The sequence below is a fragment of the Streptomyces barkulensis genome, assembly GCF_002843305.1.
In the GTDB taxonomy this organism is placed as follows: Bacteria; Actinomycetota; Actinomycetes; order Streptomycetales; family Streptomycetaceae; genus Streptomyces; species Streptomyces barkulensis.
The window spans coordinates 56388-70255 of sequence record NZ_PGSG01000030.1 but is presented as its reverse complement, the minus strand read 5'-3'; the positions used below and the strand labels follow the sequence as shown (position 1 = coordinate 70255).

The following is a 13868-nucleotide window of genomic DNA, read 5'->3' as shown; positions in this document are numbered from 1 at the left end:
CGCCCCGCGCGGCCGGACCGCCGCACCGGGCGCGGCCGTACGCGGCAGGACCCCCAGGGCCGTACGCACCCCCACCGTGCTCCAGATGGAGGCGGTCGAGTGCGGCGCCGCCGCGCTGGCCATGGTGCTCGGCCACCACGGCCGCTTCGTCCCCCTGGAGGAGCTGCGCATCGCCTGCGGCGTCTCCCGCGACGGCTCCCGGGCCGGCAACATCCTCAAGGCCGCCCGCGGCTACGGGCTGCGGGCCAAGGGCATGCAGATGGACCTCGCGGCACTCGCCGAACTGCGCGGACCGGCCATCCTGTTCTGGGAGTTCAACCACTACGTCGTCTACGACGGCATGGGCCGCCGCCTGGGCCGCCGCGGCGTGTACGTCAACGACCCCGGCAAGGGGCGGCGGTTCGTCCCCCTGGAGGAGTTCGACACCAGCTTCACCGGCGTCGTCCTCACCTTCGAGCCCGAGGCGGGCTTCCGCGGCGGCGGCCGCAGGCCCGGAGTCCTGGGCGCCATGCCCGCCCGGCTGCGCGGCACCCGCGGCACCCTGCTGGCGGCCGTGCTCGCCAGCCTGCTGCTGGTGGCCGTCGGTGCGACGGTGCCCGCGCTGAGCCGCACCTACATCGACATGTTCCTCATCGGGGGGCAGTCCTCGCTGCTGGGCGTGCTCTTCGCGTCGATGGCGGCCGCCCTGGTGCTCACCGCCGTCCTCACCGGGGTCCAGCAGGCCAATCTGCTGCGCGGGCACATCATCTCCTCCACCCTGGCCAGTGCCCGCTTCTTCCGGCACCTGCTGCGCCTGCCGGTCTCCTTCTTCACCCAGCGGAACCCGGCCGACCTCGTCCAGCGGCTGCAGTCCAACGACACGGTCGCCGAGACCCTCGCCCGCGACCTGGCCGCCGCGGGCGTGGACGCCGTGGTGGTCGTGCTCTACGCGGCGCTGCTGTGGACCTACGATCCGCAGCTGACCGTCGTCGGGGTCGGCGTGGCACTGCTCAACGTGGTGGCCATGCGTGTCGTGCTCCACCTGCGCTCCACCGGCACCCAGAAGCTGCGCGCCGACCTCGCCCGGCTGACCAACACCTCCTACAGCGGCCTCCAGCTCATCGAGACGATGAAGGCCACCGGCGGTGAGCAGGGCTTCTTCCGCCGCTGGGCCGGTCAGCACGCGGTCACCCTCGACGTGCAGCAGCGGCTGGGCGTGCCCAGCGCGTGGCTGGCGGTCGCCGCACCCGTGCTGGCCACGCTCAACAGCGCGCTGATCCTGATGATCGGCGGTCTGCGGGCGGTCGAGGGGCATCTGACGGTCGGTCTGCTCGTCGCCTTCCAGACCCTGATGACCAGCTTCACCGCGCCGATCACCCGCCTCAACGGGGTGGCGGGCCGGATCCAGGACTTCGCGGCCGACGTCGCCCGCCTGCGGGACGTGGAGAACTTTCCGGTCGACCCGCTCTACACGCGGCGCGAGCCGGTCCCCAGCACCCGGCGCCTGACGGGCCACGTGGAGCTGGAGGACATCACCTTCGGATACAGCCCCCTGGACCCGCCGCTGCTGAAGGGCTTCTCGCTCACCGTCGGCCCCGGCCGTCAGGTCGCGCTCGTCGGCGGCTCCGGCAGCGGCAAGTCCACCGTCTCCCGGCTGATCTCCGGCCTGCACACCCCCTGGGAGGGGACCGTCCGCATCGACGGGATGCGGCTGGAGGACATCCCGCGCGGCGCGCTGGCGGCGTCGGTGTCCTTCGTCGACCAGGACGTCTTCCTCTTCGAGGGCACCGTCCGCGACAACGTCGCGCTGTGGGACCCCTCCATCCCGGACGAGGCCGTCGTCGCGGCACTGAGGGACGCCGCCGTGTACGACGTGGTCGCCCGCCGCCCCGGCGGCATCCACAGCCGGGTCGAGCAGGGCGGCCGCAACCTCTCCGGCGGCCAGCGCCAGCGGCTGGAGATCGCCCGGGCGCTGGTGCGCCGCCCCAGCGTCCTGGTCCTGGACGAGGTGACCAGCGCGCTGGACGCGGTGACCGAGCAGACCATCATCGACAACCTGCGGCGGCGCGGCTGCGCCTGCGTGGTGATCGCCCACCGCCTGAGCACGGTGCGCGACAGCGACGAGATCGTGGTGCTCGACCGGGGCGCGGTCGTGGAGCGCGGACGCCACGAGGACCTGGTCGCGGCTCGCGGGCCGTACGCCGAACTGGTCAGGGAGCGCTGAGTTGACGACCCCCCACGTCCCGTACGCCCCCCACCCCTCCTGCACGGACCAGGCGCCGCACACTCCGTACGCCCGGCACACCGATCCCGTCGTCGCGGCCCTGGGCGGGCTGGGCACGGCGGTCGACTGCGCCGGGGTGCGCAGCCTGTCCCTGGAGGGCCCGCACGTACTGTGGCTCGTGGCGGACGGGGCCCTGGACCTGTTCGCCGTCGGCTCGGCGAGCTCGGGTCACTGGCACTTCCTGGGCCGGCTGGAGGCGGGCACGCTGCTGCTGGGCCCGGTCGAGGGCCCCGAGCACACCCTGGTCGGCCGCCCCCTGGAGGGCTGCCGACTGCACCGCGTCGAGCTGCGGGAGCTGCCCCACCCCGCCCGTGCCGCCTCCGCATGGGCCGGGGACGGCTGGGACACCGGGCAGTGGACGGCGGGCCGGTGGGACACGGGCCAGTGGGACGGGGCGGCCACCGGAGCCTCCCCGGCCGACGGCCGGGGGGACGGCGCGGCCGGCCCGTGGGACAGGGCCGCCGATCGGCCCAGCCCGCTGGAACAGGCGTTCGCGCTCGGCATCGGCCGCGGCCTGCGGGTGCTCTACGAGGCGCCGTCGGCCGGCCCCGCCCCCACCGACGGGCACGGGAGTCCGGCCGACGACGACGTGCTGTGGATGCACGTCGCCCCCGGCAGCGTGCTGTACGGCGCCGCCTACCGGGCTGAGGCCGTGGGCACGCTGCTGGTCGACACGGCGATGTGGCAGGGCATGGTCGACCAGCAGTACCGGCTGCTGTACGCCCTGGACCGCTGGATCGAGGAGCTGGAACGCACCCACGAGGACCGCACCGCGGCCGGCATCGAGGCCGGCGAGGCCGCCCGTACCCAGGCGGACCGGGCGCTGCTGGCCTCCATCGGCCGCCTTGGACGCACCCCCGGGCGCGGCGCGGGCGACGACGCGGTCCTCGCCGTCTGCCGGCTGGTGGCCGGGCGGGCCGGCATCACCCTGACCGAGCCGGGCGGCGCGGGCACGGTTCCCGAGCGCACGGACCCGGTGGAGCGCATCGCGATCGCCTCCGGCGTGCGCACCCGCACCGTCAGGCTCACCGGACGCTGGTGGCGCGAGGACAGCGGCCCCCTGGTCGGCCGCCGCACCCGGGGCCCGGCCGGACCGGAGTCCGGGGAGGGCGCGCCCGTGGCGCTGCTGTGGCGGCGCGGCGGCTACGAGGCGGTGGACCCGGCCACCGGCGAACGCGAACGCGTCGGCGCCTTTGGCGCGGCCCGCTTCGAGCCGCGCGCCGTGATGTTCTACCGTCCGCTGCCCGACCGTCCGCTGGGCCTGCCCGGACTGCTGCGCTTCGGCCTGCGCGGCACCCGTGCCGAGCTGCGCGACCTGGCCCTGAGCGGCCTGGTCGCCGTCGGCCTGGGCGCGCTGGTGCCCATCGCCACCGGCAAGGTGCTCGGCGAGTACGTGCCCGGTGGCGAGACCGGGCTCATCGTGCAGACGGCCCTGGCGCTCATCGCCGCCGGCGTCGTCTCGGCCGCCTTCATGCTGATGCAGAACACCGCCGTCCTGCGTCTGGAGGGCCGTATCGAGGCGACGCTCCAGCCCGCCGTGTGGGACCGGCTGCTGCGGCTGCCGACGACGTTCTTCGCGGGCCGCTCCACCGGCGAGCTGGCCGGCGCGGCCATGGGCGTCGGCGCCATCCGCCGGGTGCTCTCCGGCATCAGCACGGTGGCCCTCCAGGCGACCACCGTGGGCGCGGTCAACCTCGTCCTGCTGCTGGTCCACAGCGTGCCGCTGGCGCTGGCGGCGATCGCCCTGCTGCTGGTCGTCGCCGCGGTCTTCCTGGTGCTGGGGCTGTGGCAGCTGCGCTACCAGCGGCAGCTGGTCAGGCTCGGGCTCAAGCTGGACAACCGGGCCTTCCAGACCCTGCGCGGGCTGCCCAAGCTGCGCGTCGCCGCGGCCGAGAGCTTCGCCTACGCCGCCTGGGCGCGGGAGTTCGCCCGCACCCGCGGGCTCCAGCGGCGCATCGGCCGGATCAGGAACGCCGTCTCCGTCCTCAACGCGGTCTACCTGCCGCTGTGCACGCTGGCGATGTTCATGCTGCTGGCCGGACCGGCCCGCGGCAGCATGTCCGCCGCCGAGTTCCTCACCTTCAACACCGCCGTGACACTGATGCTGTCCTCGGCCACCCAGCTGACCGGCGCGCTGATCTCGGCCGCCGCGGTGCTGCCGATGTTCGAGCAGGTCAGGCCGATCCTGAACGAGCTGCCGGAGGTGGACGGCGGCAGTGTGCCGCCGGGCGAGCTGAGCGGCGCCGTCGAGGCCCGGCGGCTGACCTACCGCTACGGCGACGACGGCCCGCCGGCCCTGGACGGCGTGGACCTGAGGATCGGACCGGGCGAGTTCGTCGCGATCGTCGGGGCCAGCGGCTGCGGCAAGTCGACGCTGCTGCGGCTGCTCATCGGCTTCGACCGGCCGGTCTCCGGCAGCGTGCTCTACGACGGCCAGGACCTGGCGGCCCTGGACCGCACTGCCGTGCGCCGCCAGTGCGGGGTCGTCCTGCAGAACGCCCAGCCGCTGACCGGCTCGATCCTGGAGTGCATCCGCGGCGCCGAGCCGTTCTCCCCGGAGGAGGCGTGGGAGGCGGCCGCGATGGCCGGTCTGGCCGAGGACATCAAGGCCATGCCCATGGGCATGCACACCATGCTGTCGGACGGCGGCGGCACCATCTCCGGCGGCCAGCGCCAGCGGCTGATGATCGCCCAGGCGCTGATCCGCAGGCCGCGCATCCTCTTCCTGGACGAGGCCACCAGCGCGCTGGACAACGAGGCCCAGAGCGTGGTCATGGCCTCCACCCGCGCCCTGCGCTGCACCCGCGTCGTCATCGCCCACCGGCTGTCGACCGTCATGGACGCCGACCGGGTGATCGTCATGTCGGACGGCCGGGTGGTGCAGCAGGGGGCCCCCGCGGACCTGCTCGCCGACACCGGCGGCCTCTTCCACGAGCTGGTCCGCCGCCAGCTCGGCTGACCGGCCACCGCGCCGGTCTCCGGCCTGGCCCCTGCCGGGGATCCACCCGGAGACCCGCCCGGACGGTCCCGGCGGCCGGCCGGATCCCGTCCCGCCGCGGCGCCTGCCACCCAGGTCGGGAGGGCGGTGTCTGTGACGGTTGTCACCGCACGGGTGTGAGCTGCGATTTATGCCGGGCACACCGACAGGGCTAACCTGCAAGGCGGACATGCCGCGCGCTCCGCAGACGCCGCGGCCACGCGGCACGCCCACGCTGACAACGAACCGCGACACCACAACTAGGGACGGACGCGCGTGGACCTGTTCGAGTACCAGGCGAGGGATCTCTTCGCCAAGCATGACGTACCGGTGCTGGCCGGTGAAGTCATCGACACGCCCGAGGCGGCGCGCGAGGTGACCGAGCGACTCGGCGGTCGCGCGGTCGTCAAGGCGCAGGTCAAGACCGGTGGCCGGGGCAAGGCCGGCGGTGTGAAGCTGGCCTCCGACCCGGACGACGCCGTCGAGAAGGCCGGCCAGATCCTGGGCATGGACATCAAGGGCCACACCGTCCACAAGGTGATGCTGGCCCAGACCGCGGACATCGCGGAGGAGTACTACGTCTCCTTCCTGCTGGACCGCGCCAACCGCACCTTCCTCGCGATGGCGTCCGTCGAGGGCGGCATGGACATCGAGGAGGTCGCGGCCACCAAGCCCGAGGCCCTGGCCAAGATCCCGGTGGACGCCGTCGAGGGTGTCACCGAGGCCAAGGCCCGCGAGATCGTCGAGGCCGCGAAGTTCCCGGCCGACGTCGCCGACGGAATCGTCGACGCCGTGCAGAAGCTGTGGACCGTCTTCGTCAAGGAGGACGCCCTCCTCGTCGAGGTGAACCCGCTGGTCAAGACCGGTGACGGCCGGATCATCGCGCTGGACGGCAAGGTGTCCCTGGACGCCAACGCCGAGTTCCGCCAGCCGGACCACGCCGCCCTGGAGGACAAGGCCGCGGCCAACCCGCTGGAGGCCGCCGCCAAGGCCAAGGGACTGAACTACGTCAAGCTCGACGGCCAGGTCGGCATCATCGGCAACGGCGCGGGCCTGGTCATGAGCACCCTGGACGTCGTGGCCTACGCCGGTGAGAACCACGGCGGCGTCAAGCCCGCCAACTTCCTCGACATCGGCGGCGGCGCCTCCGCCGAGGTCATGGCCAACGGCCTGGAGATCATCCTCGGCGACCCGGACGTCAAGTCCGTCTTCGTCAACGTCTTCGGCGGCATCACCGCCTGCGACGCCGTCGCCAACGGCATCGTGCAGGCCCTGGAGCTGCTGAAGTCCAAGGGCGAGGACGTCTCCAAGCCGCTGGTGGTGCGCCTCGACGGCAACAACGCGGAGCTGGGCCGCAAGATCCTGAACGACGCCGACCACCCGCTGGTGCAGCAGGTGGACACCATGGACGGCGCGGCCGAGCGTGCCGCCGAGCTGGCCGCGAAGTAACGAAGGACGAGGACACCGACAACAATGGCTATCTTCCTCACCAAGGAAAGCAAGGTCATCGTCCAGGGGATGACCGGCTCCGAGGGCCAGAAGCACACCCGGCGCATGCTGGCCTCCGGCACCAACATCGTCGGCGGCGTCAACCCGCGCAAGGCGGGCACGACCGTCGACTTCGACGGGACCGAAGTGCCCGTCTTCGGCACGGTCAAGGAGGCCATGGAGGCCACCGGCGCCGACGTCACCGTCGTCTTCGTCCCGGAGAAGTTCACCAAGAGCGCGGTCATCGAGGCGATCGACGCCGAGATCCCGCTCGCCGTGGTGATCACCGAGGGCATCGCCGTCCACGACACCGCCGAGTTCTGGGCCTACGCGGGCTCCAAGGGCGACAAGACCCGTATCGTCGGCCCGAACTGCCCCGGCCTGATCACCCCCGGCCAGTCCAACGCGGGCATCATCCCGGCCGACATCACCAAGCCGGGCCGCATCGGCCTGGTCTCGAAGTCCGGCACGCTGACGTACCAGATGATGTACGAGCTGCGCGACCTCGGCTTCTCGACCTGCGTCGGCATCGGCGGCGACCCGATCATCGGCACCACCCACATCGACGCCCTCAAGGCGTTCGAGGCCGACCCCGACACCGACCTGATCGTGATGATCGGCGAGATCGGCGGCGACGCCGAGGAGCGGGCCGCGGACTTCATCAAGGCCAACGTCACCAAGCCGGTCGTCGGCTACGTCGCGGGCTTCACCGCCCCCGAGGGCAAGACCATGGGCCACGCCGGCGCCATCGTCTCCGGCTCCTCCGGCACCGCCCAGGCGAAGAAGGAGGCCCTGGAGGCCGCGGGTGTGAAGGTCGGCAAGACGCCGTCCGAGACCGCCCGCCTGGCGCGCGAGCTGCTCGCCGGCTGACACGGCTGACACGGCTGACACGGCTGACACGGCCGGTACCGCACGGCGCGGGCCCGCACCCCGAGGGGTGCGGGCCCGCGCCGTGCGGGGGGCCCGGCGGAGTCGCGGCGGGCCCCGGGGCCATCCTCAGCCGGCCGCCCGGTTCTCCTGCCCGTCCGGGGAGGAGCCTGACACGGCCGGAGCCCCGGCCCCCCGCGGCGCCTGCCGGGCGGAGTCGTGTGCCTGCGGCCCGGCCAGGGACGCCAGCAGCGCCGCCGCGGCCACCAGCGCGGCCGCCCCGAACGAGGCGCCCGTCCGCAGCCGCACCGTCCGCTCGCTGCCGTCGCGCGCCGTGCGGGCGGACGGAAGTCCGGGCAGGGAGCCGGCGTCCGCCAGCTCCTCCAGCATCGAGCGGATGATCTCCCTGCGCCGGTCCGGCGCGACACGGCGCAGACCGGGCACGTACTCGGCCAGCGCCTCGCGCGCGTGCATCAGCCGTGCGGCCGTGGCGGCGGTGCTCGCCTCGCTCTCGGCGGCCGTCTCCGACAGTCCCAGTCCGAGGCCGTCGTGCAGGAGCAGCGTGCGGCGGTAGGAGGGCGGCAGGTCCAGCAGGGCTTCCGGCGGCAGCCTTCCGCCGCTCTCCGTCCCGTTCCCCGTCCCGTTCCCCGCCCCGTTCCCCGTCCCGTCCCTCCGGGCCGCGCGGCGGCGGGGGTCCAGCCGGTGCCAGGGCGAGAGCGCGTGGTCGTACGCCGCCGTCCGCACCCAGCCGGCCGGATCCCGGTCCACTGCGACCTCGGGCCACCGCTCCCACGCCTGCCGGAAGGCATGGCGTACGGCCTGCCCGGCCGGCGCCGGGTCGCCGGTGAGCAGATACGTCTGGCGCAGCAGCGGCCGGGCCAGGCGCGCGTACAGCAGATCGAACGCCTCGGCCGGCCCGTCCGCCGCCGCCGGGCGGGGGAGGTCCGCGGTCTCCGTGAGCCCGGACGACGGCCCGGCGGCGGGCTCCTCGCGCTCGGAGGCTTCCGGGGCCGCGTCCTCGGCGGGCGCGGGGATGGAGAGTGTCTCGGTCATGCTGGCCGCCCCCTACGGGTCGTCATGATTGCGGCGGTATGGATGCCATACCGCCGCACTGTATGAAAAAACTGCATAGCGCACTGTGTGCGACACATCGACTTTTTCCCTGCTCCCCGGGCGAATCGGGCGTTGTTGGCAGCATGTCGGCGTGTATCCCATGACCCGCCGCGACGCCTCGCCCTCCTCACCGCCCCCGCATGCCCTCGCGCTCATCCGTCATGCGCCGGTCCCTCCCCGCGACCGCCTTCTCGACGGTGTGATGGCCGCGGGCCTGGGCCTGGGCGGAATCGCAGTCCTCGTCATACTGCTGTGGATCACCTCGCCCCACCCCGACGACGGTCCCGGCGGCGCGCTGCGCATCGCCGCCGACCTCTGGCTGGTGGCACACGGTGCCCCTCTCGTCCGTACCGAAACCCTCAGCGGTTCCCCCGCGCCGGTCGGGCTGGTGCCCCTGCTGCTGTGCGCCGTGCCGGTGTGGCTGCTCCACCGCACGGCCCGCGGCGCGGCCCGGGGACCGGTGCCCGCACGAGTCCCCGGCGGGGGTCCCGGTACGGGCCCCGGTACTGATCCCGGCGCGGGGGACACAGGTGCGGCATGGCGCGCCACGTGCTGGATCGTCGCCGGATACCTGCTGGTCGCGGCGGCCGTCACCGGCTACGCGGCCTCCGGCCCCATCCGGGTCGATCCGCTGGGCGCCGCGCTGCGCCTGCCCGCCGTCGCGGCCGCCGCCGCGGCGGCGGGAACGTGGACGGGCCTGGGGCGGCCGCTGCCCGATGCCCCGCCGCGGCTCCTGCGCCGGATGCGGCGGATGCGGCGGCGGGCGGAGCGGCCCGCGCTCACCCGCGCCGGGGCGTCCGCCGCCCTGCGCGGCGCCGCCGCGTCGGCCGCGGCGCTGTGCGCCGGGGGCGCACTGCTGGCGGCGGGCGCCCTGCTGTGGCATGTGGCCACCGCCCAGCGGGCCGCGTTCCCCTCGCAGGAACAGCCGACCCCGGAGTGGCCGGGGCTGGCGGCGGTCCTGCTGCTGGCCCTGGCCCTGACGCCCAACGCGGCCGTCTGGGGCGCGGCGTACGGCCTCGGCCCCGGGTTCACGCTCGGGGGAGGCAGCACGGTGCGGCCCGCGGCCGTGACCGGCCTGCCGCCGCTGCCGGACTTCCCGCTGCTGGCGGCCGTACCGGTCGAGGGGCCGGGCACGCCCGTGACCTGGGCCGCGGCGCTTGCGGTCCCCCTGGCGGGCGGGCTGCTCGCGGCGTGGTGCGTGGCGCGCGCGGCCGTGCCCGCCGGGGGAGGGCCCGCGGCGCTGGACGGACGGGCGACCGCCGGCGCGGCCGCGCTGGCCGCCTGCGGCTGCGGCGCGGCGATGGCGGTGCTGGCCGCCTGCGCGGGCGGTCCGCTGGGCACGGGGGCGCTGGTCCATGTCGGCCCGGACTGGCGGCTCACCGGGGCCGCGGCGCTGGGCTGGACGGCCGCCCTGGGGGTGCCGGCGGCCCTGGCCATGCGGTCCTGGCGGCTGCGCCCGGCCCGCGGACACTGACGTTCGGCGGCCGCGAGGCTCCCGGCTGCTCCCCGCGCCCGTCGCGCCCGTCGTGACCGCGCCCCGCCTCACTCCCCGCGTTCGGGTTCACCGAACAGCGGGCGCAGCTGCTCGGGCAGATGCCGTTCGCACGCCTCGCGCGAGGAGTTGGTGAGGGCGTCCTCGACGCAGACGAAGTAGTCGCGGTAGACGAGCTGGACGGTGAACTGCGCGGCGATGATCACCAGTGCGAGGATCCCGGTGACCAGCCCGGTCACCGCCGCCGCCAGTTGAGGCCGGCCCGAACGGCCGGCCTCCGGGCCGGCGGGGGCGGGCGCCCGGCCCGCGCCGGACTCCGGCGCGGTGGAGCGGTCGGTGCCGGCCACGTCCTCGGGCCGGGCCGCCGCCCGGCCGGTCCCGGTACCGCCGCCGGTGCCGACGTCCGCACCGCCGTCCGCGCCGACGCCCGTACCGCCGCCGGTGCCCGGCTTGCCGCGGATGGCGCCGACGCCCCAGTACACGGCCAGCGCGCCCAGCGGCACCGCCAGCCAGGGGAGGCCGAAGAAGGCGAAGATCAGCCCCCAGCCGCCGATGACCAGTGCGTACCGGGCCCGGCGCTGGACGGGGTCGGTCGGGTCCCAGCGCATGCCGCCGGGCGCGCCGCCCTGCCCGCCGTTCTGCCCGCCGTTCTGCTCCGGACGGCCGCCGCTGCCGAAGCCGCCGTTCTGGCGGCCCGGCTGGCGGCTGCTCCACCTGCGGCCCCAGTCGGGTGAGGAGCCCTCCGGCCGGTCGCCGCCCCGGCCGTCGCCGTCGCCGTCCCCGTCGCCTCGCGGGGAGTCCGGTGAATCGGACGACCCGGACGACCCGGAGGAGCCGGACGGGTCGGCCCCCTGGGATCCGCGCGGGCGCCAGGGCTGCTCGGGGCGGCCCTCGGGCGGCGCGGCGAAGGGGTTGTCCTCCTCCCGGTCACCGGGGAGCCGGTCGCGGGAGAGCCGGCCGCCGGAGAGCGGGCCGCCGAAGGAGCCGAAGGGAGGCGGGCCGGAGGGAGGCGGGCCGGAGGGGGACGGGCCGGTGGGGGGCCGCAGCCGGAGCGGGCCCGGGGCGGTAACGGTCGGGATCCCGGTCGAGGTCTCAGGGGCCGCGCGGCGTCGTCGGTCCGTCATGTGCTCTGTGTCTTCCCCTAGATGTCGTCCCGGCCCCGGGCCGTTCGCCGATGTGTGGCCCTGACGCTACCGGGCGGCCGTCCCCCCGTCCCGAGGGGGCCGCCCGGTGTGCCGGTATCGTTGCTGACGGTCGGCCGCTTCGTAGGGTTCCCCGGATTCGTCCGCCCCACGGATTCGTACGACCGTACAAAGCCGCACCGTCCCACCGAGAGATCCGAGAAGAGCCTCGTCGTGGCTTCCGCTTCCCGTTCCTTCGCCGCCCACTCCCCGGCCCGCGTCGTGGTCCTCGTATCGGGCTCGGGCACGAACCTCCAGGCGCTCCTCGACGCCATCGCCGAGGAGCGGCCGGACGCCTTCGGCGCCGAGATCGTCGCCGTCGGGGCCGACCGCGACGGCGTCGCCGGGCTGGAGCGCGCCGAGCGCGCCGGGCTGCCCACCTTCGTCTGCCGCGTGCGCGACCACGCCGGCCGGGACGCCTGGGACCGCGCGCTGGCCGAGGCGGTGGCGGCCCACGAGCCCGACCTGGTGGTCTCCGCCGGCTTCATGAAGATCGTGGGCAAGGAGTTCCTCGCCCGGTTCGGCGGGCGCTTCGTCAACACCCACCCCGCCCTGCTCCCCAGCTTTCCCGGCGCCCACGGCGTGCGCGACGCGCTCGCGTACGGCGTGAAGGTCACCGGGTGCACCGTCCACTTCGTCGACGACGGCGTCGACACCGGCCCGATCATCGCCCAGGGCGTGGTCGAGGTGCGGGAGGAGGACGACGAATCCACGCTCCACGAGCGGATCAAGGAAGTCGAGCGGCGGCTGCTCGTCGACACGGTGCGACGCATCGCCCGCCACGGCTACCGCATCGAGGCAAGAAAGGTCATTCTCGGTCATGACTGAAGGCTCCGAGACCCCCGAGACCCCCCAGACCACCGGGGCCACCAGGCGGCCCGTCCGCCGCGCGCTGGTCAGCGTCTACGACAAGACGGGCCTGGAGGAGCTGGCCCGCGGCCTGGACGCGGCGGGCGTCAAGCTCGTCTCGACCGGCTCGACGGCCGCGCGGATCGCCGCCGCGGGCGTGGAGGTCACCCGGGTCGAGGAGCTGACCGGCTTCCCCGAGTGCCTGGACGGCCGGGTGAAGACCCTCCACCCGCGGGTGCACGCCGGCATCCTGGCCGACCTGCGTCTGGAGGACCACCGCCGGCAGCTCGGCGAACTGGACGTGGAGCCCTTCGACCTCGTCGTCGTCAACCTCTACCCCTTCCGGGAGACCGTCGCCTCCGGCGCCTCCCCGGACGAGTGCGTGGAGCAGATCGACATCGGCGGCCCGTCGATGGTCCGCGCCGCGGCCAAGAACCACCCGTCCGTCGCCGTCGTCGTCAACCCCGGCCGCTACGGCGAGGTGCTGGAGGCCGTCACGGGCGGCGGCTTCGACCTCGCGACGCGCAGGCGGCTGGCCGCCGAGGCGTTCGCGCACACCGCGGCCTACGACGTGGCCGTCGCCTCCTGGTTCGCGGCCGACTACGCCCCGGCCGACGACTCCGGCTTCCCTGAGTTCTTCGGCACCGCCTACCGGCGCTCGAACGTGCTGCGCTACGGCGAGAACCCGCACCAGGCCGCCGCCCTCTACAGCGACGGCACCGGCGGGCTGGCCGGCGCCGAGCAGCTGCACGGCAAGGAGATGTCCTACAACAACTACACGGACACCGAGGCCGCGCGCCGGGCCGCCCACGACCACGCCGAGCCGTGCGTGGCGATCATCAAGCACGCCAACCCCTGCGGCATCGCCGTCGGCGCGGACGTCGCCGAGGCCCACCGCAAGGCGCACGCCTGTGACCCGCTGTCCGCCTTCGGCGGTGTGATCGCCGTCAACCGCCCGGTGACGGTCGCCATGGCCGAGCAGGTCGCCGAGATCTTCACCGAGGTCATCGTGGCGCCGGACTACGAGGACGGCGCGGTGGAGGTGCTGGCCCGCAAGAAGAACATCCGCGTGCTGCGCTGCCCCCAGGCCCCGGCCGCCCACCTGGAGCACAAGCCGGTCGACGGCGGCGCGCTGCTCCAGGTCGCCGACCGCCTCCAGGCCGACGGCGACGACCCCGCCGCCTGGACGCTCGCCACCGGCGAGGCGCTGGACGAGGCGGAGCTGGCCGAGCTGGCCTTCGCCTGGCGTGCCTGCCGGGCGGTGAAGTCCAACGCGATCCTGCTGGCCAAGGGCGGTGCCACCGTCGGCGTCGGCATGGGCCAGGTCAACCGGGTGGACTCCGCCAAACTCGCCGTCCAGCGCGCCGGCGAGGAGCGGGCGCGCGGCTCCTACGCGGCCTCCGACGCCTTCTTCCCCTTCCCCGACGGCTTCCAGGTCCTGGCGGAAGCGGGCGTGCGGGCGGTCGTCCAGCCGGGCGGTTCGGTCCGTGACGAGCAGGTGGTCGAGGCTGCGAAGGCGGCGGGTGTGACGATGTACTTCACGGGCACCCGGCACTTCTTCCACTGAGGTGGACGCACGTCAGGCCGCGCCCCGGCGGGGGCGCGGCCTGCGGTGTGTCCGGGCCGCCGCAGCGGCCT

Annotated in this window: 9 protein-coding genes; 7 read left to right on the top strand and 2 right to left on the bottom strand. The window is 74.7% G+C overall.

The features are described 5' to 3' along the window. The first annotated feature begins 85 nt into the window (after positions 1–85). The 4 genes from CUT83_RS07810 (at position 86) to sucD (ending at position 7598) form a co-directional block, all read left to right on the top strand. Positions 86–2203, top strand: a complete 2118-nt coding sequence (locus tag CUT83_RS07810) for an NHLP family bacteriocin export ABC transporter peptidase/permease/ATPase subunit (protein WP_165869506.1) — start codon at positions 86–88, stop codon at positions 2201–2203. Between the two features lie 100 nt (positions 2204–2303). Further along, positions 2304–5222, top strand: coding sequence for an NHLP bacteriocin export ABC transporter permease/ATPase subunit (locus CUT83_RS07805; protein ID WP_240957996.1), 2919 nt, complete (start codon positions 2304–2306; stop codon positions 5220–5222). 294 nt (positions 5223–5516) lie between these two features. Continuing rightward, positions 5517–6689 carry an ADP-forming succinate--CoA ligase subunit beta gene (gene sucC, locus CUT83_RS07800; RefSeq protein WP_101255158.1) on the top strand — a complete coding sequence of 391 codons (1173 nt, stop codon included), beginning with the start codon at positions 5517–5519 and terminating at the stop codon, positions 6687–6689. 24 nt (positions 6690–6713) lie between these two features. Beyond that, positions 6714–7598, top strand: coding sequence for a succinate--CoA ligase subunit alpha (gene sucD / locus CUT83_RS07795; RefSeq protein ID WP_101255157.1), 885 nt, complete (start codon positions 6714–6716; stop codon positions 7596–7598). Between the two features lie 126 nt (positions 7599–7724). Here sucD and CUT83_RS07790 read toward each other — a convergent pair whose 3' ends face one another. Next, positions 7725–8648 carry a SigE family RNA polymerase sigma factor gene (locus CUT83_RS07790; RefSeq protein ID WP_101255156.1) on the bottom strand — a complete coding sequence of 308 codons (924 nt, stop codon included), beginning with the start codon at positions 8646–8648 and terminating at the stop codon, positions 7725–7727. 160 nt (positions 8649–8808) lie between these two features. Between CUT83_RS07790 and CUT83_RS07785 the strand changes: the two genes are divergently transcribed. Beyond that, positions 8809–10182 (top strand): cell division protein PerM, encoded by a 1374-nt coding sequence (locus tag CUT83_RS07785; protein WP_241524777.1) that lies wholly within the window; start codon positions 8809–8811, stop codon positions 10180–10182. Positions 10183–10250: 68 nt separating this feature from the next. Here CUT83_RS07785 and CUT83_RS29800 read toward each other — a convergent pair whose 3' ends face one another. Beyond that, on the bottom strand, positions 10251–11324 hold the full coding sequence (locus CUT83_RS29800) for a hypothetical protein (RefSeq protein ID WP_143688510.1): 1074 nt from the start codon (positions 11322–11324) through the stop codon (positions 10251–10253). A gap of 231 nt (positions 11325–11555) precedes the next feature. Between CUT83_RS29800 and purN the strand changes: the two genes are divergently transcribed. Continuing rightward, on the top strand, positions 11556–12209 hold the full coding sequence (gene purN / locus CUT83_RS07765; RefSeq protein WP_101255152.1) for a phosphoribosylglycinamide formyltransferase: 654 nt from the start codon (positions 11556–11558) through the stop codon (positions 12207–12209). Further along, the gene (gene purH, locus CUT83_RS07760) at positions 12202–13797 is read left to right on the top strand and encodes a bifunctional phosphoribosylaminoimidazolecarboxamide formyltransferase/IMP cyclohydrolase (protein ID WP_101255151.1); all 1596 of its coding nucleotides are present in this window, start codon (positions 12202–12204) and stop codon (positions 13795–13797) included. Before purN ends, purH begins: the two co-directional genes overlap by 8 nt. Positions 13798–13868 lie beyond the last annotated feature (71 nt).